The 21,854-nt window shown below is 68.0% G+C and carries 27 protein-coding genes; 13 read left to right on the top strand and 14 right to left on the bottom strand.

The genetic code is table 11. The features are described 5' to 3' along the window. The first annotated feature begins 183 nt into the window (after positions 1-183). The 6 genes from carD (at position 184) to H0264_RS03600 (ending at position 5,233) form a co-directional block, all read left to right on the top strand. Complete coding sequence (gene carD / locus H0264_RS03625; RefSeq protein ID WP_019931623.1) at positions 184-672, top strand: RNA polymerase-binding transcription factor CarD; 489 nt, start codon at positions 184-186, stop codon at positions 670-672. Positions 673-674: 2 nt separating this feature from the next. Continuing rightward, the gene (gene ispD, locus H0264_RS03620; RefSeq protein ID WP_181582643.1) at positions 675-1,400 is read left to right on the top strand and encodes a 2-C-methyl-D-erythritol 4-phosphate cytidylyltransferase; all 726 of its coding nucleotides are present in this window, start codon (positions 675-677) and stop codon (positions 1,398-1,400) included. Positions 1,401-1,414: 14 nt separating this feature from the next. Next, complete coding sequence (gene ispF, locus H0264_RS03615) at positions 1,415-1,882, top strand: 2-C-methyl-D-erythritol 2,4-cyclodiphosphate synthase (protein WP_181585268.1); 468 nt, start codon at positions 1,415-1,417, stop codon at positions 1,880-1,882. 89 nt (positions 1,883-1,971) lie between these two features. Further along, a complete protein-coding gene (cysS, locus tag H0264_RS03610; RefSeq protein ID WP_181582642.1) occupies positions 1,972-3,366 on the top strand; it encodes a cysteine--tRNA ligase in 1,395 nt (464 codons plus the stop codon). A 232-nt stretch (positions 3,367-3,598) separates the two neighbouring features. Further along, entirely contained in the window at positions 3,599-4,582 is a 984-nt protein-coding gene (rlmB, locus tag H0264_RS03605) for a 23S rRNA (guanosine(2251)-2'-O)-methyltransferase RlmB (protein WP_181582641.1), read from the top strand. 372 nt (positions 4,583-4,954) lie between these two features. Next, positions 4,955-5,233 carry a DUF4190 domain-containing protein gene (locus H0264_RS03600; RefSeq protein ID WP_181582640.1) on the top strand — a complete coding sequence of 93 codons (279 nt, stop codon included), beginning with the start codon at positions 4,955-4,957 and terminating at the stop codon, positions 5,231-5,233. On the opposite strand, the gene H0264_RS03595 is transcribed toward H0264_RS03600, so the two are convergent. The 4 genes from H0264_RS03595 to H0264_RS03580 all read right to left on the bottom strand — a co-directional run bounded on the left by H0264_RS03595 (position 5,230) and on the right by H0264_RS03580 (position 8,593). After that, on the bottom strand, positions 5,230-6,039 hold the full coding sequence (locus H0264_RS03595; RefSeq protein ID WP_181582639.1) for an enoyl-CoA hydratase/isomerase family protein: 810 nt from the start codon (positions 6,037-6,039) through the stop codon (positions 5,230-5,232). The two genes, H0264_RS03600 and H0264_RS03595, sit on opposite strands and share 4 nt — an antisense overlap. A gap of 162 nt (positions 6,040-6,201) precedes the next feature. Beyond that, positions 6,202-6,519 (bottom strand): hypothetical protein, encoded by a 318-nt coding sequence (locus tag H0264_RS03590; protein WP_181582638.1) that lies wholly within the window; start codon positions 6,517-6,519, stop codon positions 6,202-6,204. A gap of 79 nt (positions 6,520-6,598) precedes the next feature. Continuing rightward, positions 6,599-7,771 carry an acyl-CoA dehydrogenase family protein gene (locus H0264_RS03585; RefSeq protein ID WP_181582637.1) on the bottom strand — a complete coding sequence of 391 codons (1,173 nt, stop codon included), beginning with the start codon at positions 7,769-7,771 and terminating at the stop codon, positions 6,599-6,601. Between the two features lie 78 nt (positions 7,772-7,849). Next, entirely contained in the window at positions 7,850-8,593 is a 744-nt protein-coding gene (locus H0264_RS03580) for an alpha/beta fold hydrolase (RefSeq protein WP_181582636.1), read from the bottom strand. 54 nt (positions 8,594-8,647) lie between these two features. Between H0264_RS03580 and H0264_RS03575 the strand changes: the two genes are divergently transcribed. The 3 genes from H0264_RS03575 to H0264_RS03565 all read left to right on the top strand — a co-directional run bounded on the left by H0264_RS03575 (position 8,648) and on the right by H0264_RS03565 (position 10,142). Beyond that, positions 8,648-8,959, top strand: a complete 312-nt coding sequence (locus H0264_RS03575; protein WP_181582635.1) for an antibiotic biosynthesis monooxygenase family protein — start codon at positions 8,648-8,650, stop codon at positions 8,957-8,959. A gap of 203 nt (positions 8,960-9,162) precedes the next feature. Next, positions 9,163-9,357, top strand: a complete 195-nt coding sequence (locus H0264_RS03570) for a CbtB domain-containing protein (protein ID WP_181582634.1) — start codon at positions 9,163-9,165, stop codon at positions 9,355-9,357. Next, entirely contained in the window at positions 9,348-10,142 is a 795-nt protein-coding gene (locus tag H0264_RS03565; protein ID WP_181582633.1) for a CbtA family protein, read from the top strand. Before H0264_RS03570 ends, H0264_RS03565 begins: the two co-directional genes overlap by 10 nt. On the opposite strand, the gene H0264_RS03560 is transcribed toward H0264_RS03565, so the two are convergent. The 6 genes from H0264_RS03560 to H0264_RS03535 form a co-directional block, all read right to left on the bottom strand. After that, positions 10,099-11,307, bottom strand: coding sequence for a DUF418 domain-containing protein (locus H0264_RS03560; protein WP_181582632.1), 1,209 nt, complete (start codon positions 11,305-11,307; stop codon positions 10,099-10,101). The two genes, H0264_RS03565 and H0264_RS03560, sit on opposite strands and share 44 nt — an antisense overlap. Positions 11,308-11,482: 175 nt before the next feature. After that, positions 11,483-12,796: a heparan-alpha-glucosaminide N-acetyltransferase domain-containing protein gene (locus H0264_RS03555; protein WP_181582631.1), complete on the bottom strand. Its 1,314-nt coding sequence runs from the start codon at positions 12,794-12,796 to the stop codon at positions 11,483-11,485. Between the two features lie 196 nt (positions 12,797-12,992). Further along, positions 12,993-13,436, bottom strand: a complete 444-nt coding sequence (locus H0264_RS03550; RefSeq protein WP_181582630.1) for an OsmC family peroxiredoxin — start codon at positions 13,434-13,436, stop codon at positions 12,993-12,995. 71 nt (positions 13,437-13,507) lie between these two features. Continuing rightward, a complete protein-coding gene (locus tag H0264_RS03545) occupies positions 13,508-13,957 on the bottom strand; it encodes an SRPBCC family protein (protein WP_181582629.1) in 450 nt (149 codons plus the stop codon). Between the two features lie 30 nt (positions 13,958-13,987). Next, positions 13,988-14,308, bottom strand: a complete 321-nt coding sequence (locus tag H0264_RS03540) for a DMT family transporter (RefSeq protein WP_181582628.1) — start codon at positions 14,306-14,308, stop codon at positions 13,988-13,990. Position 14,309: 1 nt separating this feature from the next. Then, entirely contained in the window at positions 14,310-14,957 is a 648-nt protein-coding gene (locus H0264_RS03535; protein WP_181585267.1) for an FMN-dependent NADH-azoreductase, read from the bottom strand. 105 nt (positions 14,958-15,062) lie between these two features. Between H0264_RS03535 and H0264_RS03530 the strand changes: the two genes are divergently transcribed. Next, a complete protein-coding gene (locus tag H0264_RS03530) occupies positions 15,063-15,668 on the top strand; it encodes a TetR/AcrR family transcriptional regulator (protein WP_181582627.1) in 606 nt (201 codons plus the stop codon). Here the strand turns inward: H0264_RS03530 and H0264_RS03525 are convergent. Together H0264_RS03525 and H0264_RS03520 are read right to left on the bottom strand one after the other, a co-directional pair. Next, positions 15,665-16,513 carry an ABC transporter permease gene (locus tag H0264_RS03525; RefSeq protein WP_181582626.1) on the bottom strand — a complete coding sequence of 283 codons (849 nt, stop codon included), beginning with the start codon at positions 16,511-16,513 and terminating at the stop codon, positions 15,665-15,667. The genes H0264_RS03530 and H0264_RS03525 overlap by 4 nt on opposite strands. Next, complete coding sequence (locus tag H0264_RS03520) at positions 16,510-17,406, bottom strand: ABC transporter ATP-binding protein (protein WP_181582625.1); 897 nt, start codon at positions 17,404-17,406, stop codon at positions 16,510-16,512. The genes H0264_RS03525 and H0264_RS03520 overlap by 4 nt, the downstream gene beginning before the upstream one ends. Positions 17,407-17,532: 126 nt before the next feature. Here H0264_RS03520 and H0264_RS03515 point away from each other — a divergent pair, with 126 nt between their 5' ends. After that, a complete protein-coding gene (locus H0264_RS03515; RefSeq protein WP_181582624.1) occupies positions 17,533-18,753 on the top strand; it encodes a sensor histidine kinase in 1,221 nt (406 codons plus the stop codon). A 30-nt stretch (positions 18,754-18,783) separates the two neighbouring features. Continuing rightward, on the top strand, positions 18,784-19,446 hold the full coding sequence (locus H0264_RS03510) for a response regulator (RefSeq protein ID WP_181582623.1): 663 nt from the start codon (positions 18,784-18,786) through the stop codon (positions 19,444-19,446). On the opposite strand, the gene H0264_RS03505 is transcribed toward H0264_RS03510, so the two are convergent. Further along, the gene (locus H0264_RS03505; protein WP_181582622.1) at positions 19,447-20,094 is read right to left on the bottom strand and encodes a vWA domain-containing protein; all 648 of its coding nucleotides are present in this window, start codon (positions 20,092-20,094) and stop codon (positions 19,447-19,449) included. A gap of 157 nt (positions 20,095-20,251) precedes the next feature. Between H0264_RS03505 and H0264_RS03500 the strand changes: the two genes are divergently transcribed. Beyond that, positions 20,252-21,046: an LLM class flavin-dependent oxidoreductase gene (locus H0264_RS03500; RefSeq protein ID WP_231083923.1), complete on the top strand. Its 795-nt coding sequence runs from the start codon at positions 20,252-20,254 to the stop codon at positions 21,044-21,046. A 9-nt stretch (positions 21,047-21,055) separates the two neighbouring features. Here H0264_RS03500 and H0264_RS03495 read toward each other — a convergent pair whose 3' ends face one another. Then, on the bottom strand, positions 21,056-21,847 hold the full coding sequence (locus tag H0264_RS03495; protein WP_181582621.1) for a phytanoyl-CoA dioxygenase family protein: 792 nt from the start codon (positions 21,845-21,847) through the stop codon (positions 21,056-21,058). Between the last annotated feature and the right edge of the window lie 7 nt (positions 21,848-21,854).

The following is a 21,854-nucleotide window of genomic DNA, read 5'->3' as shown; positions in this document are numbered from 1 at the left end:
AAGGCGGTCGCATATGCGCGAGAACATTGCAGAGCGCTATCCCGTTATGCCACAACAAGATGCACACGATTCGCGTTCTGTCAACCCCCGCCGCTGGCTCGTTGTGGCCCTGACCTGCGCCGTTGATCGCGCCGTTACCGAGTCGCATGTTAAACTGTGAACATCGAAAGGGGCACGGGACACATGATTTTTAAGGTCGGAGACACCGTCGTTTACCCCCACCACGGAGCGGCGCTGATCGAAGCTATCGAAACCCGCACCATCAAGGGTGTACAAAAGGAGTATCTGGTCCTGAAGGTCGCTCAAGGCGACCTGACCGTTCGGGTTCCCGCGGAGAACGCCGAGTACGTGGGCGTCCGCGATGTCGTCGGCCAGGAGGGCTTGGACCGAGTCTTCCAGGTGCTGCGCGCTCCCCACACCGAGGAGCCGACCAACTGGTCCCGCCGCTACAAGGCCAACCTCGAGAAGCTCGCCTCCGGCGATGTGAACAAGGTGGCCGAGGTCGTCCGCGACCTGTGGCGTCGTGAGCAGGACCGCGGCCTGTCCGCCGGTGAGAAGCGGATGCTGGCCAAGGCGCGCCAGATCCTCGTCGGTGAGCTCGCGCTCGCCGAAGGCACCGACGACGTGAAAGCCGAGACCCTGCTCGACGAGGTTCTCGCCGCGGCTTCCTGACCGTGAGCAACACACACGGCGCGAGCCGTGTCGTAGCGCTGGTGCCTGCCGCCGGTATGGGTGTGCGTCTGGGTGAGAACAAGCCCAAGGCCTTCGTCCACGTCGGCGGCAGTCCCATGCTCACACTGGCGGTTCAGGGGCTCATCGCGTCCGGGTCCGTCGACGAGGTTGTGGTTATGGTGCCCGCCGAACTCGTCGACGAGACCCGCGCCCTGCTGCCGGTCTCCCCTACTCCGGTGCATGTGGTTCCCGGTGGCGCCGAGCGCACGGATTCGGTCCGCGCCGGACTCGACGCCGCTCCGGACGCCGCCTTCGTGCTCGTGCACGACGCGGCCCGCGCCCTCACCCCGCCCGCGCTGATCACGCGCGTGGTCGATGCCCTGCGCGCGGGCGCGCTCGCCGTGGTGCCCGCCCTGCCGGTGAGCGACACCATCAAATCCGTGGACGCCGCCGGCGCGGTGACCGGAACCCCGGACCGATCCGGCTTGCGCGCCATCCAGACTCCGCAGGGCTTCGACGCCGAATTGCTGCGCGCCGCCTACGCGACCGGCACCCAGGCGACCGACGACGCGGGCCTGGTGGAATTGCTCGGCACTACCGTGCAGACCGTGACCGGTGATGCGATGGCTTTCAAAATCACGACCCCCCTGGATCTCGTGCTCGCCAATACACTTGTGGCGCAGGGCGGGAATTCCGCGGATTCCAGGGAGGCGGTGGCGACACGATGATCGACCCCACCGCGCTGCGCGTCGGCATCGGCAGCGATGTGCATCCGATCGAACCGGGCCGCCCCTGCTGGATGGCGGGCCTGCTCTTCGACGGGGACAGCGGCTGCGCCGGACATTCCGATGGTGATGTGGCCGCGCACGCCCTCTGCGACGCCCTGCTGTCGGCCGCCGGTCTCGGCGATGTCGGCGCGATCTTCGGCACCGGACGCCCGGAATGGGAGGGTGTGTCCGGTGCGGCCATGCTCAAAGAAGTGCGACGTCTCATAGAGCAAGAGGGCTATACAACCGTCAATGCCTCTGTACAGGTGATCGGCAATCGGCCCAAGATCGGGCCGCGCCGCGCCGAGGCGCAAGAGGTACTGGGCGAATTGCTCGGCGCTCCCGTGTCGGTTTCCGGCACCACCACCGACGGTCTCGGTTTGACCGGCCGTGGCGAAGGCGTGGCGGCGGTTGCCACCGCCCTGCTGTGTTGCCGGTCCTGAACCGGCCGTCGATAAATCAGTCGTACGGCTGTGAGAAAAGCCGTATCCGCCCGTAAACCGCCATTTCCCACAAGCTAGGATGCCCTGTCGTGACTCTGCGCCTTTTCGACACCGAGACGCGGACCCTGCGTGAGTTCGTTCCGCTGGTCCCCGGCCACGCTTCGGTGTACCTGTGTGGCGCGACCGTGCAGGGTGAACCCCACATCGGCCATGTGCGCTCCGGCGTCGCCTTCGACGTGCTGCGACGCTGGCTGGCCGCCAATGGTTCCGACGTGGCCTTCATCCGCAATGTCACCGATATCGACGACAAGATCCTGAACAAGGCCGCCGAGCACGGCCGGCCCTGGTGGGAGTGGGCGACCACGCACGAGCGCGCCTTCGACCGCGCCTACGACACCCTCGGCGTGCTGCCGCCGTCCGCGGAACCGCGGGCCACCGGGCACATCACGCAGATGGTCGAGCTGATGCAGCGGCTCATCGACAAGGGGCACGCCTACGCGTCGGAGGGCAATGTCTACTTCGACGTGCTGAGCTACCCCGACTACGGGCAGCTGTCCGGGCACAAGCTCGACGACGTGCACCAGGGCGAGAGCGCCGGGCTGGGCAAGAAGGACCCGCGCGACTTCACGCTGTGGAAGGCCGCCAAGCCGGGCGAGCCGAAATGGCCGTCGCCGTGGGGTCCGGGCCGGCCAGGCTGGCATCTGGAATGCTCCGCCATGGCCGAGTTCTATCTCGGACCGGAATTCGACATCCATTGCGGTGGAATGGATCTGGTCTTCCCGCATCACGAGAACGAGATCGCGCAGTCCAAGGCCGCCGGAGACGGGTTCGCCCGCTACTGGCTGCACAACGGCTGGGTCACCATGAGCGGCGAGAAGATGTCCAAGTCGCTGGGCAATGTGCTGACCATCAACAATGTGCTCGAACGCGTCGGCGTGCGGGCGGTCGAGCTGCGCTACTACCTGGGCAGCGCGCACTACCGGTCCATGCTGGAGTACTCGGATCAGGCGCTCACCGAGGCGGCGGCCGCGTATCAGCGGATCGAAGCCTTCGTGCAGCGGGTGGCCGAGCGGGCCGGCGATGTTCCGGTCGGCGAGTGGACCCAGGGGTTCGCGGACGCGATCGATGACGACCTCGCGGTTCCCAAGGCGCTGGCCGAGATTCACCGGCTGGTGCACGAGGGCAACAAGGCGGTCGAGGCGGGCGAATTCGAGCAGGCGCGCACGCTGGCGGGTCAGGTCCGGGCCATGCTCGGCATCCTCGGCGTGGATCCGCTGGACGCGCACTGGGTGACCCCCGCCGACTCGTCGTCCGCGCTGGACGCCCTCGACGTGCTCATCAATGCCGAACTGCTGCGCCGCCAGGAAGCCCGCGCCACCAAGGACTGGGCCACCGCCGACGCGGTCCGCGACCGCCTGAAGGCCGCGGGCATCGAGGTGACCGATACTGCCGAGGGAGCGGAATGGTCGCTCGCCAAGGATTGACGGTGTGATTCCGCTCCGGCGGAATCACACCCACCCGCCCGGCACCGATGCCGGGCGACAGCACTCGGTCGTGTGCCGAGATGGCGCGTCACCTCGGTGACGCACGGAACGACAGGGGCGCAGCCGATTGCTGCGCCGACCGGATGCAGGTTTCCCGCATGATCGATGGAGCGCGGGTTCTCCCGCGACCGGACTCAGTGCGGGACGACCGCGTGATACGGAAGGCGAAGTAATGGCAGGCAATTCGCAGCGACGCGGCGCGACCCGCAAGGCGGGCAGCAAGAAGGGGCAGACGGTCGGCTCGGGCGGGCAGCGGCGACGCGGGCTCGAAGGCAAGGGCGCGACCCCGAAGGCGGAGGATCGCGTCTATCACGCGGCCGCCAAGCGCGCGAAGCTGAAGGCCAAGGCGGAAGCCAAGAGCGCCACCACGCGCGCCCGCAATGCGGCGCGGCCCGCGGTCAACCGCAAGGACGGGGAGGGGCCGGAGCTGGTGCTCGGGCGCAATCCGGTGGTGGAGTGCCTGCGCGCCGGAGTTCCGGCGACCGCGCTGTACGTGGCCGTGGGCACCGAGAACGACGACCGGCTCACCGAGGCCGTCAAGATCGCGGCCGACACCGGCATCTCGATCCTGGAGGTGCCGCGCACCGACCTGGACAAGCTGAGCCACAACGGGATGCACCAGGGGCTGGCCCTGCAGGTGCCGCCGTACCGGTACGCGCATCCGGACGATCTGGTGGAGCGGGCGCGCGCCGCCGGCGAGCCCGGCCTGCTGGTGGCGCTGGACAACATCACCGACCCACGCAATCTGGGCGCGGTGGTGCGTTCGGTGGCGGCGTTCGGCGGTCAGGGCGTGGTGATCCCGCAGCGTCGCAGCGCGGGCGTCACCGCTGTCGCGTGGCGCACCAGCGCGGGTGCGGCGGCCCGGCTCCCCGTGGCTCGCGCCACGAATCTCACTCGCACGCTGAAGGATTGGGCCAACAAGGGTTACCAGATCGTGGGCCTGGACGCGGGCGGCGACACCACCCTCGACGAATTCGACGGCAGCGCACCGACTGTCATCGTCGTCGGCTCCGAGGGCAAGGGCCTGTCCCGCCTGGTCCGCGAAACCTGCGACACCATCCTCAGCATCCCGATGGCGGGCCCGGTCGAGTCGCTCAACGCCTCTGTCGCCGCCGGTGTGGTCCTCGCCGAGGCCGCCCGGCAGCGCCGCAACTGAAACGAGCCCGTCGTCAACGGGCGTCGTCAACGGGCGTCGTCAACGGGACCGTCACCCCGTCATTCCGGCATGTTTTTGGCCGGAATCCACACCCGGAAGTTGTTGGCGGACAGTGTGGATCCCGGCCAAAAGCGCGCCGGGATGACGGGGCGGGGGCACGCGCCGGGATGACGGGGCGGGGGCACGCGCCGGGATGACGGGGCGGGGGCACGCGCCGGGATGACGGGGCGGGGGCACGCGCCAGGATGACGGGGCGGGCGGTCAGGGAGGGGCCGGGCGGGGGCATCCGGCCCGCGCGAAATCAATTGCCCCGCTATATGAATTCCGCGCGTCACCCTGCTCGCAACCGGGTTGCGACCGTAAAATCGGCGGGTGGTCATTCCTCAGCAGCCCATCGGGTCTCCGGTCGAGCACAACTATGCGACAACCGTGCTGCTGCTCGGGGTGCTGAGCCTGTTCTGCTGCGGGATCACCGGGCCCATGGCCTGGGTACTGGGGCGGCGCGCGCTCAATGAGATCGATGCGTCCGGCGGCGCGCTCGGCGGACGCACCCAGGTGATGGTCGGCTACGTCGCGGGGATCGTGGGGACCTTCTTCATGATCTTCTTCGCGTTCCTCTACCTGCTGATGATCCTGGGCGGCCGGGGTTAGTCCAGGGTCGGGCGCTTGCCGTCGGTGACGGCATCCCAGGCCGGCCATTCGGCGCTGACGCTGCCGGTCCACTTGGGCTGACGGCGATCCTTGAGCGCGGCCACGCCCTCGCCGCCATCGGCGCTCTTGGCGACGTAGTCGTTGAGCTCGGTTTCCAAACGGCCCACCGATTCCGGCGTCATGGTCGGGGCCTCCCACAGCAGGCGCTTGGACAGCGCCACCGGCAGCGGGGCGGAGCCGTGCGCGATGTCGTGGGCGACGGCCAGCGCGGTGGGCAGCACCTCACTGGCATCCAGGACGCCATTGGCCAGGCCGAGCGCGCGGGCCTCGTAGCCGTCGAAGGTGCGGCCGGTGAGCAGCAGGTCAGCGGCATTGGCGCTGCCGACGAGCCGCGGCAGCGTCCAGTGCGCGTAGCCGTCGGCGAGCGCGCCGCGCCGCACCTGGTTCAGCCCGTAGACGGCGTCGCGGGCCAGGTAGCGCAGATCGCACTGCAGCGCGATCTCCAGGCCGATCCCCACCGCGTGCCCGTTCACCGCGGCGATGACCGGTTTGCGAATGCGGAAGGGCGGCGGATCGATCAGGCCGTTCACCTCGCCGACCTTCAATGACAGATCCGCGCCCGCGCAGAACGCCGGCGCCGTCCCGGTGATGACGACCGCACCGATCGCATCATCGTTGTCGCAGCGTCGTAGCGCCGCACCGAGTTCCGACGCCATGGCCGGAGTGAGCGCATTCTGCTGGGCGGGCCGGTTGAGCGTGAGCACGGCGACTCCCCCGGAGACGTCCACGTGCAATTCCGAACTCATGTGCGGGAATCCTAGTCATCGCGAGCACGGCACGCCCGAATCCGTGTTCACTGTTCGAATAAAAAGTGCTCGTCAAGCGCGAAAAACCGGGCACGCGAGGGCGCGAGGGTTCGGATCGAACCACCCGCGACGAGCCATCGCGGCCGAATCGGACCGCGATGGTCAGGGCTGCCGGGGATGGGCCAGGAAGAAATCCATCGCCACCTCTCCGGCGCTGAACACGGGTTCGGGCCCGGTCGGCGCGCAGCTGGTGCCGGCCCAGAATTCCGGCAGCAGCGGCAGCATGCTCGCGTGCGTGCCGCCCGGCATGCAATGGCCTTTCAGCACTGCGGCATCGGGCGCGGAGTAGTTGTGCGCCCAGAACTGGAGTACCGGCCCCGGCCCGCCGTACTCGGTCGTCGTGTAGCCGGGGTTGTCCGCGAGCACCCGGCCGTCACCCAGCTTCCAGGCGGCCAGCACCTTGTCCCGGGCCTTCGTCATCTGTCCGTAGTTGCCGTCGGTGCGGCCGACGATCCACAGCGACGGCAGCGGCCGGGAAACCTCCCGATCGCGGTCGTAGCTACCCCCTCAGGATCTGACGTCCGATCGCGTACTTGTGGACCTCGGTGGGGCCATCGTAGAGGCGGAAGGCGCGCATGTCGCGGAAGATCATCTCCACCACGGTCTCGTCGGAGATGCCGATGCCGCCGAGCACCTGCACGCAGCGGTCGGTCACCTTGAAAAGTTCTTCGGAGACATAGGATTTGGCGATGGAGGACTCGTGCCGCGCCTTCTCGCCCTGATCCATCAGCCAGCAGGCGTGCCAGATGGTGAGGCGGCACTGGTGCAGCGCGATCTCGTTGTCCGCCAACAGGAACGACACACCCTGGTGCTCGCCGATGGGCTTGCCGAAGGCGGTGCGGGTCTTGGCGTAGTCGATGGCGATGGCCTGGGCGCGTTCGGCCGCGCCGAGCCAGCGCATGCAGTGCGTGAGGCGCGCGGGGGCCAGGCGCAGCTGGGCGTAGCGCAGCGCCTGGCCGGTCTCGCCGAGCACGGAATCCTTTGGCAGCACCAGGTTTTCGAAGTTCACCACCGCGTGGCCGCCGACGTAGTTGCGGTCCATGGTGTTCATGATGCGTTCGATGACGATGCCGGGCTGGTCGCCGTCGCAGAGGAACAGGGTCGGACCCTCGGGCAGGTGCGGGTTGGCGGCCAGACGCGCCATGATGATCCAGGTCTTCGCGCCGTCGGCGCCGGTGATCAGCCATTTGCGGCCGTTGATGGTGAAGTTCTCGCCGTCGAAGGTGGCCGCGGTGGCGAGCTGGTTGGGGTCGGAGCCGGCGCCGCCGGGCTCGGTCATGGCGAAGACGGAGCGCTGGTGGCCGTCGATGACCGGCTGCAGGTAGCGCTTGGTCTGCTCCTCGTCGGCGATCTTGGAGAGCAGGAACATATTGCCCTCGTCGGGGGCGGCGCAGTTCATGGCGACCGGGCCCAGCGTGGACCAGCCGGAGGCCTCGTAGAGCACGGCCTGCTCGACGTGGGTGAGGCCGCGACCGCCCAGCTCCTTGGGGGCCTGAACGGTCAGCAGGCCTTCGGCGCGCGCGAGTTCGACCAGTTCCTGGCGCAATTCGTCATTGGGGCCGTGCGCGGTCAGGCGGGGATCGCGCTCGAAGGGAACGATCTTGTCGATGACGAACTGCCGCACCCGGTCACGTTCGGCGGCGAGTTCGGCAGGAATCGTGAAGTCGATCATCGGTGGTCACCATTCGTTCGAGTTGGCGTGCGAGCCGAGCATACGACGCGACCCACCGATGACTGAAGGCACCCGCCCTCAAATGCGGACGCGGCGCAGAAACCCCTCGACTTCGGCCCGGTAGGCAGCGGGTTGATCGTCGTGCACGAGATGCCCGGCGTCCGCGATCACCACATGCCGGGCATTCGGATGCACCGCGGCCATCTCCCGCATCTGACCCGGCGGGGTGATGGTGTGCTCACCCTCGATGAGCAGCGCCGGGACGGTGATCGACTGCCACTGCGCCCAGAAATCGCGCGAACCCCACTCCTCGGAGATATCGCGGAAGGTCGGCACCTCGCCGTGCAGGCGATAGCCGTCGGGGCCGTGCGTGAACGAGTCGAGGAAGTAGCGACCGGCCACCGGGCCGAAGAAATCCAGCACGGAATCCGCGTCCGGAAACGGCTGCGGCCAGGCCGCGATCATGGCCGCCCAGTTCGCGGCGGTGCGCCCGCGGAAATCCGGCGCGATGTCCTCGACCACGAGCGCGCGGACACGCTCGGGATGAGCCGCGGTGAAAACCCATCCGTGCAGCGCGCCCATCGAATGTCCGATCACCACCATGGGTTCGGTGATCGCCGCGGTGGCCCGGGCGAGATCGTCCACGAACGCCTCGGTGGTCAGCTCCGCCGGTGCGGGACGTCCGTGCCCGGCCGCGTCGAAGGTGTACACATGCCCGAACTCGCGCAACCAGTCCAGGTGCGAACGCCATGTGCGAGCACTGCCCATCAACCCGTGCAGCAGCAGAATCGGTGTGCCCGAGCCGCCTTCGTCGTACAACATCTCGCAGACCATATCGCTCCCTTTCTCCCCCGCCGTGCGAGGTAGCCTCGACCCATGGCAGTCGTCAAGATCAACGCAATCGAGGTTCCCGAGGGCGCGGGCCCCGAACTGGAGAGCCGCTTCGCCGCGCGTGCGCACGCCGTGGAGAACTCGCCCGGATTCCTCGGCTTCCAGCTGCTGCGCCCCGTCGCGGGCGACAACCGCTACTTCGTTGTCACGCAGTGGGATTCCGAGGACTCCTTCGCCGCCTGGCGCGACGGCCCGGCGCGCGCCGCGCACGCCGGTTCGGATCGCAAGCCGGTCTCCACGGGCGCGTCCCTGCTCGAATTCGAGGTCGTCCTCGATGTGGCGGCGAAGAACGCCTGATAGGGCCTCATATTGACGCCGGGCCAGCTCGGATGTCACTCTTCGGGGTGAAGTAAGCGACGGTGACGTGTAACCCGGTGGGAATCCGGGGCGGTCGCGCCACTGTAATCCAAGCATTTCGAGCAGTTCGGGTGCCGGGAGAGCCAGACACCGGAACCGTCGCACCCAACTCGACGGGACGCGAAATCCCGAAGGAGGCTCGAATGGCTATCGTCCACAACCCCAGCCGGGAAGGCGACGCCCTCAAGGCGCTGCTCGTTTCCGCCGCGGTCGTTCTCTTCGCACTGCTCACGCTGTACCTGGTCGGCTTCGATCAGGGCGCCATCTCGCGCAGCGGCATGTTCATGCACGAGCTCATGCACGACGGACGACACCTGCTGGGCGTGCCGTGCCACTGAGTGATTCCGCCGAACTGACGGGTTCACTCAAGACGCTGTTGCTGCGTGGCTTGCTGGCCGGCCTCATCGCCGGCCTGCTCGCCGGCACCGTCGGATTCTTCATCGGAGAACCGAAGATCAACGCGGCCATCGCCATCGAGGAAGCTCAGTCCCAGCCCGCCACGGACGGGCATTCGCACGAGTCCACCGAGACCGGTGGGCATTCGCACGGCGACGAGGAAGAACCCCTCGTGAGCCGGACCGGACAGAAGTTCGGATTGTTCCTGGCGCTGAGCCTGGCCGGACTGGCCCTCGGCGCGATCTACGCGGTCGCCGCGAATGTGGCGCGCCGGTACACCACCATGTCGGGGACGAAGCTCGCGCTCGGTCTCGCGGCCGGCGGCTGGGTGGCGTACACCCTGGTGCCGTTCTTCAAGTACCCGGCCAATCCGCCCGCCGTGGGCGATCCGGAGACCATCACCGACCGCACCTGGTTGTGGTTCGCGTCGGTGCTGCTCGGCTTCGCCGCCGTCGGGGTGGGCGTGTACGTGTACAAGCTGCTCGAAAAGCAGCTGGACACAGTGCGTTTCATCGGCGGAGTGGCGGCGTTCGTCCTTGTCGTCGCCATCGGCTACATCGCGCTGCCGGGCGTCAACGAGGTGAAGTCCGACTTCCCGGCCACGCTGCTGTGGGAGTTCCGGGTGTCCTCGCTGGCGCAGACCGCCACGCTGTGGATCGCACTCGGGCTGGCCTTCGCGGCGCTCACCGAATTCGCGACGCGGGATCGGGCACAAGCGCTTTCGTAAGACCCATGCTGACCCTGTGGAGCAGCAATTCCGCCGGACCGCGGCGGAAGACGCTGCGCCACAGGGTTGCCGCGAGCAGTGCGCCGATGGCCAGCAGCGCCAGCAGTTCCCAGCCCGGGGCATGGATGCCGGACGGCAGCTCGATGGCATCCGGATCCGGAATCGGCACCAGCACGCTGACCGCCACCACCTGCAGGATGTAGAGGCTCAGCGCGCACGAACCGGCGTAGATCAGGGGCCGCAGCGCCGTTTCCGCTCGCGGCACGACCGCCAGCAGGACGCCGATCACCAGGAACGCCACACCGATCGCACCCACGATCTCGAACGGGGTGCCGCTGTGCGGGGTGGCGACCGTCAGCCACCACCAGCTCGTGGTGGATACCGCGCCGAAGCTGCCCGCATCGATGATCTGTCCCGCGTCGATATCGGTGCCGCCGTTCGTGGCCAGCGCGCTCGTGAGCAGGTCGAGCAGCTGCGCGCGGCCGCCGCCGGGATGCTGCAGCAGCCACGATCCGCCGTAACCGAGCAAGGCCAGACCCGCACCCGTCACGATCACCGGCAGTGGGCGGGCCGCGCGGATTCCCCACCGGCCCAACGCCATTCCGGCCAGGACGAAGGGCATCCAGGTCAGCGCCGGATACGCGCCGGTGAGCACCAGCATCTCGGCCGCCTCCCGTACGCCCGACCACGAGGTGAGCATCTCGAAGCTGGGGCTGCCACCGAAACTGTTCTGCTCCATATGACTTCGGATCAAGAAGGACACGACGGGTCCCGCGACCGCCCACCCCGCCGCCAGCAGCGCGAGCGTGCGCGCGGACAGCCGCAGCAGCGGCAGGGCCAGCAGGAAGTAGAGCCCGTAGTAGGCCAGGATGAGCATGATCCCGATACCGGAATGCAGTTGCGCCAGTGCGAGACCCAGCAGGGCGATGAGCACCGCCCGCGCGGCGATGCGAACGATGCTGCGGCGGGCCGCGATTCCGGTGTAGGGGCGATCACCGCCGGAGAGCAGTGCCAGGGAGACGCCCGCGAGCACCGCGAACAGGGCAGCCGAGCGGCCCGCGAAAACGGTCAGCCAGGAGGCTCCAGGCATGTCGCCCTGCGGTCCCACATGCACCGCGAACATACCGAGCACCGCGATTCCGCGTGCCGCATCGAGCGCGAGCACACGCGGAAGCGAACTTCCAGCATCAGCCTTCTCAATCACGGTTTCAACCACGATTACGACGCTAGCTGCGAAAACGTACGCATGGCGAGGCCGATCCCTGTTTATCCGCAATAAATAGACGAAATAGTTAACCCCCGGCCAACAATGGATTCAGCCGGGGACCACTCCTATGCTCCTACTGTGCGAGTTCCCGGCGGCGGCGCCGCTCGGCAACCGGCACGACCCGTTTCGCGATACCGAGGCTGACGCCGTGGAGCAGCCATTCCGCCGGACCGCGGCGGAAGACGCTACGCCACAGGGTCGCCAGCACCACCCCGCCGATCGCCACCAACCCCAGCATCGACCATCCCGGCTCGTGAATTCCGCTGGGCGGCGGAGGAAGTTCCTCGAGCGAGGCGTAGTCGATGATCGCGCTGTAGTCGGGCAGCGGCGCGAGCACCCAGAGCGCCACCAGATGCAGGATGTAGAGCGACAGCGCGCAGGAACCGGCACTGATCAAGGGCCGCAGCGCCATGTGTGCTCGCGGGGTGACCAGCAGCAGCACGCCGATCACCAGCAGTGCCGAGCCGGTGACCGCGAAGATGTCGAACGGCGTCCCGCTGTGCGGCGTGTCGATCGTCAGCCACCACCAGCTGTTGGTGCCCACCGTGCCGAAGCTGCTCCCATCGAGCACGAGGTCCAGGTAGGAGTCGGAGAGCCCCAATTCGGCGGCTTCCGGCAGCATCACTTCGACGAGGCGGTCGCGTCCGCCCAGCACCTGCTGCGCCACCCAGGATCCGCCGTGTCCGAGCACCGCGAGCACGGCTCCCAGCCCGATCACCGCGGCCGGTCGCACCGACCGGATTCCGATGCGGCCCAGGGCCATTCCGGCAATGATGAACGGCATCCAGGTCATCACCGGGTAGATGCCGGTGAGCAGCAGCGATTCGGCCAGCGCCCGTACGCCCGTCAGCGACGTGAACATGTCGAAGGTCGGATTCCCCAGGTAGGTCGTCTCCATGGGGCTTCGAATCAGAAACGACACGACGGGCCCGGCGACCGCCCACACCACCGCGATCAGCGCCAGAGTCCGCCCCCGCAAGCGCAGCAGCGGCAGCGCGCACAGGAAGAACAGGCCGTAGTAGACCAGGATGATCAGGACCCCGATGCTCGACTCCAGTTGCGCCAGTGCGAGACCCACCAGCACGACGAGCACCGCGCGCACCGCGATCCGCAGCGCGCCGAGCCGGGTCCGATCACGCGTGGGCCGGTCGCCGCCGGACAGCAGCGCCACCGATACGCCGGCGAGCACGGCGAACAGTGCCGATGCCCGGCCCTCGAACACACTCAGCCACGAGGCCTGGTCCGACAGCTCCGTACTCGGACCCATATGAACCGCGAACATGCCGAGCACCGCAATGGCGCGGGCCGCGTCCAGCGCGAGTACGCGCGGTAGTGAATCGGCCCCCCGCCCCTCTTCCGGAACCGCTATGGTCGCCGTTTTCCCCATTGTCTTCCCCCTCCGAATGCAGCTTTTGTCGCTGATCGGAGAGTAGGAATCCGGGGCGGGCGAAACGGGCGGCGATTGTCCGGCTCCGGTCGATCGGACACCGAAAACCGCAGTTCAGGAAGGACTTTCGCAGAGAGCGCCGGTTATCCGGTCCGGACGGAATCGCAGTGCGGCGTCCGGACCGGCACCGGGAGGATCAGGCCTCGAAGGTGGCATCCAGTTCGATGTCGTCGACGCCGGTGAGCGCCTTCGACACCGGGCAGCCCGCCTTGGCGGCCTCGGCGGCGGCCAGGAAGCCGGCCTCGTCGATGCCGGCGGCGCGGCCCACCACGGTCAGCTTGATCTTGGAGATGCGGAAGCCGCCGGCCGGGTCCGGGCCGAGGGTGACATCGGCGGTGACGTCCAGACTCTGCGGCGTGCCACCGGCATTGCCGATCTGCGCCGACAGCGCCATCGAGTAGCAGGAGGAGTGCGCGGCCGCGATCAGCTCTTCCGGGCTGGTGGTGCCGTCGGCATTGTCGGCCGAACGCTTCGGGAAGGAGACGTCGTACTTGCCGACGCCCGAGCTGACCAGCTCGACCTGTCCGGAACCGTCCTGCAGTCCGCCGGTCCACGCGGTGCGTGCGCTACGAGTGGGCATCACTGTCCTTTCATCTACGGAAGCTTCACCGCTAGAACCTACTCCGTGTCACGCGGTCGCGGTGGCGCGCTTCACACGGCCGCGGTGGCACGCTGATCCAGCTGCTCCAGAACTTTGGGCCACGCCTTCTCGTGCCGGTCGCGGGCCGCCGCGTTCGGGAATCCGGCATGGGTGAGCAGCAGCGCCGTGCCCGCGCCGTGCGGTGAGAGTTCAATGGTGACAATGGTTTCCGCGCCCTCGGTGCCGCCTTCGCCGGTCACCCAGGTGACCTCCATGAGGCGTTCGGGGAGCAATCTCAGGAAACGGCCGTAGTGCGGATGCCCGCCGCCCGCGGTGAAGAAGAAGGTCTCGTTCACCGCGGGCTGATGCATGAGCACCGAACCGGGATCGGCGAACCAGAGGCCCAATTGCCGGGTGCACATGCGGTAGAGCTCGTCGGGTGAGGCCGCCATGATTCTTTCGACGGCGAGGAAGAACGGCCGCTGGGATAGATCCGGAGGCCGAACAGGTGCGACGTCCATGGGCGCGAACGATACCGTCCGACCGCGTCGTCACTCGGGATTGGTGGCGTGAGCGAGCACGATGCCGCCGATGATCATGGCCAGCGCCAGCACGCGTCCGGCCGACAGCGGATCCTTCTGCACCACGATGCCGATGGTGATCGCACCGACCGCGCCGATCCCGGTGAATACCGCGTAGGCGGTCCCGACCGGCAACGACTGCATGGCCACCGACAGCAGGTACACCGCACCGGCCATGAGCACCAGGCAGATGAGCGTGGCCAGCGGCTTGGTGAAATTCTGGGTCGGCTTGATGGACTGCGACCACGCGATCTCCACCAGACCGGCCAAACCCAGGATGAGCCAGGGCATTTCAGTACTCCTTGCCGAGTGCGCGAGCGGTGTCGAGGGCGGCGGCGTAGGACGCGTCGTGCTGGTCGCGCAGGTGCGCCAGATTCGGGTCCTGCCGCGAATTGCCCAGTTCCGCATTGATGAAGACGGTGTCCTCGACGGCGAAATGACCGGCGAAGAAGTCGCGCAGGTAGCGCTCCTGATAGTCGTAGATCGCCTTGGGCGCGCCCGGGGAGTACGCGCCGCCGCGCGCGGTGGCGACCACGAAACGGGTGGGGGCCAACGACATTCGCGGGAAGGTGATCTGGTCCAGCCACGCCTTGAGGCCGGCCGGGATCGAGTAGTTGTACATCGGGGTGCCGATGAGCACCACGTCGGCGGCGCGGACCTCGGTGAGCAGGGGTTCGACGATCGCCCACGCCTCGACCTGGGCGGGCGAATCCACCAGGGCCGCAAGCCGATCCAAGTCGGTGCGGCCCGCCGCGAGTACCCGGTCGCAGAGTTCGGTCCAGCCCTCACCGATGAAGGGGACGGGGTCGGCGGCCAGATCGCGGTGGATGTAGCGGCCGTTCGGGTGCTCGGCGCGCCAGGCGTCGGCGAAGGCGGCGCTCACCTCGCGGCTGAGGGAGTTGCGGCGGGCGCTGGAGTCGAGGTGCAGCAGCGTGGTCATGAGCAGGTCTCCAATCAAGTGGACACTGTGTCCGTTTGCTGTTCGCAACAGTAGACACAAGTGGACATCTTGTCCACTTATTCCCTTCCGAGCTACAGTGACCTCATGAAATCCGCCGATCTGCCGCTGCTCGGTCAGCCCTCGACACCCGGAACCGCACCCGCGGAACGAGCGGACGCAGCCCGCAATCGAGCCAAGATCCTGGAGGCCGCCGCCGGACTGTTCGCTGAGCGCGACCCACGCGGCGTCACCATGGACGACATCGCCAAGGCCGCCGGGGTCGGGCGCGGCACGCTGTATCGGCGGTATCCGGACGTCGTCTCGATCGCGGTCGCGCTGCTGGACGAGTACGAGCGCACAGTGCAGGAACAGCTGCTGTCCGGGCCGCCGCCGCTGGGGCCGGGCGCGCCACCGGCCGAACGGCTCGCCGCCTTCTACGCCGCCATGATCGACCTGCTGGACGCGCATGCCAATCTGGTGCTCGGCGCGGAAACCGGAAGTGCGCGCTTCGCCACCGGGGCCTATCAGTTCTGGCGGGTGCACGTGCGCACGCTGGCGACGGAAGCCGGTGTGCCGGAACCCGATTCGCTCGTCGAGCCGCTGCTCGCGCCGCTGGCGGCGGAGGTGTACCTGCACCAGAAGGAGCGCGGCCTGACCTCGGAAGAGATCAAGACCGCGCTCGGCAGGCTCGCCCACGGCGTATTGAGTTAGACCATGTCACGACGGCGGATCAGGAAAACCGTGCCCGCCGCGAAGATCGCGACGTAAACCGCCAGGGCGACAAGCGATTCCGTGCGGGTGAGAATGTCGACGACACCCGGGGTGGCCGGACCGCCCGTGGTGCGCATCGAACCGGCCAGGGAACCGGCGGCGGTGCCCGGCAGGTAATCGGTGAGAACCTCTATGGGCGTGAAGATTCCGGCCACACCCCGCAGCAGGTTCTCGACCACCAGCACCCACACCAGACCCAGGCCGACCGCGAGCGCCGGGCCGCGGGCGATCGCACCGATGAAGGCCCCGGCCAACGTCCACATGCCCAGAATCGCTGAGCCCGAGACGATTCCGGCCAGGATCTTACTCACGGCGGGCAGCGCCAGGGACTGGCCTTCGGTGGCGGCGATGAGCGCCGCCACGCCGGTGTCGACCACGAAGGCCACGACCACCAGGGACACCACCGTCACCGCCAGGCTGTTCACCATGCCACCGAGCGCGGCGACTCGCGAAGGCCCCTGGGTGAGAACGGTTTTCCAGCTGCCCCAGCCGTAGCCGCTGCCCACCGCGAGCGCACCCAGCACCAGCATGAGCGCGCCGCCGAACATGGCCATGCCCTGCGTGAAGACCTCGGGGACGGCAGCGGGAAGCATCAACTGCAACAAGACTTCTCGCGGCTGGCCGTTCGACATGCGGGAGCTGTCGCCGGTGGTGTAGGCCAGGTAGTTGAACAGGTACGCGAACGTCAGGTTCAGCAGAATCCAGACGCCCAGCACGATCCAGAAGGCGGGCCACTTGCGCAGCCGCAGCAGTTCCGCGCGGGTGCTCGAGATCAGGTCGTTCATTTCGCCGTCTCCGTCATTTCGAAAAACACTTCTTCCAGGGACTTCTCATCGGTGCGCAGTTCCAGCAGGTCCGCGCCCGCCTCGATCACCGCGCGCGCCACCGCCGGCGCCTTTGCCACGCCGGCATCGACCCTGATGCCGGTGGCGGTCAGCAGCGCGGACCGGTCTCCGACCACGCGACGCACCGCGGGGAAGGCCAGTTCGAGGGGTTCGGCGCGCACGAAAAGCGATGCGGCGCCGCGTAATTCCCGGACGGTGGATTCGGTGAGCAGCTGTCCACCGGAGATGACGCCGACGCGATCACAGATCTCCTGCACTTCGCTGAGCAGGTGACTGGACAGCACGACGGTGTGCCCGTCGGCGGCCAAACCGGTAATGAGCTCCCGCATCTCGGCCATACCGGCCGGATCCAGGCCATTGGTGGGCTCATCCAGAATCAGCAGGTCGGGGCGGCCGAGCAGGGCCGCCGCCACGCCGAGACGCTGCTTCATGCCGAGTGAATAGGTGCGGAACTTGTCGTCACCGCGGGCGGTGAGGGCGACCCGGTCCAGGACCTCCTCGACGCCGTCCTTGCCGACGCCACGGTAGCGGGCCATGACCCGCAGGTTGTCGCGGCCGGACAGATACGGGTAGAAGCCCGGGCCCTCGATGAGAACGCCCATGCGGCGCAAGGTTTCCGGATCGCCGGGCGGCCGGCCGAGCACCGTCGCCGTCCCCTCGGTGGGGCGGATGAGGCCGACCAGCATGCGCAGCGTGGTGGTCTTGCCGGCGCCGTTCGGGCCCAGGAATCCATAGATCTCACCGCGGCGGACGCTCATGCGCACGGCGTCCACGGCGGTGTGGGAGCCGTAGCGTTTGGTCAACCGGTCGGTGGTGACAATCGCTTCGTTCATGGCTTCAAGAATCCGCTCCGACCTGCACGGACACATCCGCCGCGGCGCGCGATCGGACGTACGTATCTGGACGTATTTCGGCCCGAGGCGCTGCCGATTCGGAGCGTACAGCGCTACCGTGCAGCTATGGGGAAGATGTCCGCACAAGGGTGGGACGTACTGCTGGCGTTGATCGTCGCCGTGGTGCAGGTCGGCGGTGGGGTCGCCGCGAATCACAATCAGACGGGCCTGCGGTCGCTCGACGCACTCGGATATGCGCTGCTGGTGGCCGGTCCACTGCTGCTCACGGTGCGGCGGCGGTACCCGCATCCGGTGTTCTACGGGGTGCTGGCGGTCAGCGCCGCGTATCTGCTCGTCGGATACGGCTACGGACCGGTCTTCTTCTCGCTCATCATCGCCTTCCTGACCGCGGGGATCATCGGATCCCGCTGGGCCACTTACCCTTTGGTCGGCGTCGGCTATCTGCTCATGGTGTGGCCGGTGCCCGGGTGGCGCGGCTACGACACCACCGTGTGGCAGGAGTTCGGGCTGCTGGCCTGGCTGGTGGTGCTCATCGCCATTGCCGAGGGCATCCGGCAACGCGGCCTCGCCGTCGCCGCCCGGCGCGAACGCGAGGAGGAGGCGCGCCGCAACGAGCAGGCCGAGCGGGAACGCGAGCGGGCCGAACGCGCTCGCGAGCTCGCCGAGCGCGAACACCGGGCCAGCGAGGAACGCCTGGCCATCGCACGTGAACTGCATGATGTGCTGGCACACAGTCTTTCGCTCATCAACGTGCAGTCCTCGGTGGCGCTGGAGCTGCTCGACCGCAAGCCCGAGCAGGCCGCGACGGCGCTGTCGGCCATCAAGTCCGCGAGCAAGGACGCACTCGGCGAGGTGAACGCGCTGCTGCGTTCCATCCGCTCCGGCACCGCCACCGTGCCCGCGCCGACCGCGCCGACAGTGCGCATCAGCGAGATCGAGGGGCTGATCCAGCCGGCCCGCACCGCCGGACTCGAGGTGCGCAGCATCGTCACCGGCGTCCCGCAACGGCTGCCCTCGGTGGTGGACGTGGCGGCGGCGCGCATCGTGCAGGAATCCCTCACCAATGTGGTGCGGCACGCTCCCGGCGCGAGTGTCCTTGTCACCGTGCGGTATTCACCCGAGCGGCTGTTCGTGGCGATCGACAACACCCGCCCCGCCACCACCCCGGTGAGCACCGCCCCCAGCGGCGGCCACGGCATCGTCGGCATGAGCGAACGCGCCACCGCCCTGGGCGGGCGACTGCTGGCCGAACCCAAGCCCGACGGCGGCTTCCACGTGGAGGCCCGCCTGCCCGTCCATCTGGCACACCCCGAACCCGCCGCGTAGTTTCGGCATGTCCGCGCATCAGGAGGCACCGTGACCGTTCGAGTCGTCATCGCGGACGATCAGGCCCTGGTCCGCGCCGGTTTCGTCGCTCTGCTCGACGCCCAGGACGATATCGAGGTGGTCGGCGAGGCCGACAATGGCGAGCAGGCCCTCACCCTGGCCCGCGAGCTCACCCCCGACGTGGTCCTCATGGATATCCGCATGCCGATTCTCGACGGCCTGGCCGCCACCCGCGCCATAGCCGCCGACCCCGCCCTCGCCGACGTGAAGGTCGTCGTCCTCACCACCTTCGAACTCGACGAATACGTGTTCGAGGCAATGCGTTCCGGCGCAACAGGTTTCCTGGTCAAACACACCGAACCAGCCGACCTGGTGAAAGCCGTCCGAGTCGTCGCCGGCGGCGAAGCCCTGCTCTCCCCCAGCGTCACCAAACGCCTGGTGGCCGAATTCGCCACCCACGCCAAACCGGCCCCCACCGCCGACCTCACCGAACTCACCGACCGCGAACGCGAAGTCATGACCCTGGTCGCCGAGGGCCTCACCAATGCCGAAATCGCCGAACGCCTCTACATGTCCCCCGCCACCGCCCGCACCCACGTCAGCCGAATCCTGTTGAAACTCAACGCCCGCGACCGCACCCAGCTGGTCGTCATGGCCTACGAATCCGGCCTGGTCCGCCCCGGCTGGCAGTAGTCAGCGGCCGGGGTTGGACTGTTCGCGTTCCTCGTCGGTGAAGCCGTCGACGAGGCGGGAGCCGGGCGGGGCCGCCTGCAGGCGGGCGGTGTAGGCGGAGGCGGCGCGGAAGACGCCTTCGACTCCTCGGGAGCCGGTGGAATAGGTGATGGATTGCTGGGGGCCGAAACCCATGCCGGTGCCGATGGCTACGGCGTCCATGTTCGCGCCGAGGAACAGGAAGTTCCAGCGGTAGATCTCCTGCTGCTGGGTGATCAGGGCCTTCACCGCCGCGTGGGACCACTCTTTACTGGAGTTCTCGTGGCCATCGGTCAGGACCACGACGATGACGGTTCCCGGGCGGGCGGGCTCGGGGCGGGCCGCCAGTTCGGCGCCGACATCGGTGATCAGGCGGCCCACTGCGTCGTAGAGGGCCGTCATGCCGCGCGGCTTCAGGTCCAGCGCGGGGACCTGGTGCAGCGGGCGGTTGGCGTAGAGGAGTTCGTACTCGGTGTCGAACTGGGCCAGGGTCACCTCGATCCGCTTGGGGACCTGATGCTGCTGGTCGATGTAGGCGGCGAAACCGCCCTCGGTATCGGACTTGATGGTCTGCATGGAACCGGACCGATCCAGCAGAACGGCGATGAGTGTGAGATCCGGATCTGTCATTGTGTACCCCCCGAGCGGACGCAGATGAATGTCCTCGAGCGTACGCTCGCGACCTTATGAAACACCGGGTCAAGTCCTTGGCGTACGTATCCGGACGTAGCCGGATCACCGCTTCCGAACCGATTCCGCGACAATCGGATCGGCGCATGCTCGGAGTATGAGCATGAACTTCGGAATCGTCCTCGCACCCCGCTCCGGCGCCGAATGGGTTAGCGCGGTACAGGCCGCGGAACAGCAGGGCTACGGCACGGTACTGCTGCCCGACACGCTGTACACGCCGTCACCGTTCCCGGCCCTGGCGGCAGCGGCAGCAGTCACCAGCACCCTCCGCCTGCGCCCCAATGTCCTGGCCTCCCCGATGCGCACCGCCGCCGCCACCGTGCGGGAAACCGCTGCGCTGCAACTACTTTCCGACGGACGCTTCGAACTCGGCATGGGCACCGGACGCCCCGACGCCCAGGCCGAAGCCGAAAAGCTCGGCGTGACCTGGGGTTCCGCCGGTGAGCGGCGGCGGCAGCTGATCGAGACCATCGAAGCGGTGCGGGCGGCCGTGCAACCCGCACCCGGCATCGTGATCGCGGCCTCCGGACCGAAAATGCTGGCCACGGCAGCCGAACTCGCCGATCGCGTCCATCTCGCCGTCGACCCCACCGCCACCGAGGACGACCTCGCCCAGATCGTCGCCACCGTACGCGATCACACCGACCGCCCCATCGGCTTCAGCCTGCAGGCCGTCGCTGTTGGCGACCAGATCCCCTTCTACATGAGCAAATACATGGGAATCACCATCGAGCGGCTGCGCGAGGCCAATGCCGCCGCCCTCCTGCCCGGCGACCCCGCCGAGGCCGCCGCCCTGCTCGAACAGCGCCGCGAGAAGTACGGCATCGACGAACTGCTGGTCCCCGGCGAACTCGCCCAAGCCTTCGCCCCGATCCTCGCCCGGTTCCGGTAGGCACTCGGACTACTTGCCCAGCCCCAGCCGAATCGCTTGTTCCACAGGCGAATACGCGCCGTCTGGGCGGTCCAGGACGCACGGTTCCAGAGTTTGCAACGGAGGCTGGGCCAGGAAACGCGGGTTCTTGCCGTGATGAGCCTGGCCGGCGTGGACCAGGAAGGGATGACAGAGGTAGACGTCGCCGGCGCGGCCGGTGGCGTACGCCTCGGGCAGGTCCGCGGTCGAGTTGTAGACCTCGACCAGAGGTTCGTCGACGACGGCCGCGCCCTTGTCGCCCAACGGTTCCAGGGCTTTCGCGAGACGCAGGTGGGAGCCGACCCGGATGCGGGTGGGACTGTCATCGGGCTCGACATCGGAGAACAGGAAGAGCATGAGCAGGCCGCGGCCCTTCGAGGTCAGATTGACCCGCCAGCGCAGGTAGTCGAAGGGTTCCGCGTCGGGGTCGTCGCTGGGGAAGCTGGCGTCGACGTGCCAGCCGTCGTCGCCGGGATTCTGATCACTGGGGAAACGGATGACGAAGCCGCCCAAGCTGTTTCGCGGCCACCAGCGGCCCGGGCCGACCAGCTGGTCGAACGCTTCACGCAATGCGGGGGTATTGGCGGCGGCCACGAACGGGAACATGGAGAAATCGCCGAAGCGGTGCACCGGCTGGGTCCAGGTGGAGGGGTCGTCCGGGTCGCAGCCGGTTGCCTTCCAGAGGATCTCGCGTCCGGCCTCGGCCACCTCACGGGGGAAGGCGTTCTCCAGCTTCACGAATCCGTCGGTAATGAAGTCCGCTACCTGACTGTCGGTGAGCATGGGGTCC

Source organism: Nocardia huaxiensis (genome assembly GCF_013744875.1).
Taxonomy (GTDB): domain Bacteria; phylum Actinomycetota; class Actinomycetes; order Mycobacteriales; family Mycobacteriaceae; genus Nocardia; species Nocardia huaxiensis.
The sequence above is the reverse complement of the archived record's forward strand: the minus strand, read 5'-3'. Positions and strand labels throughout refer to the sequence as shown.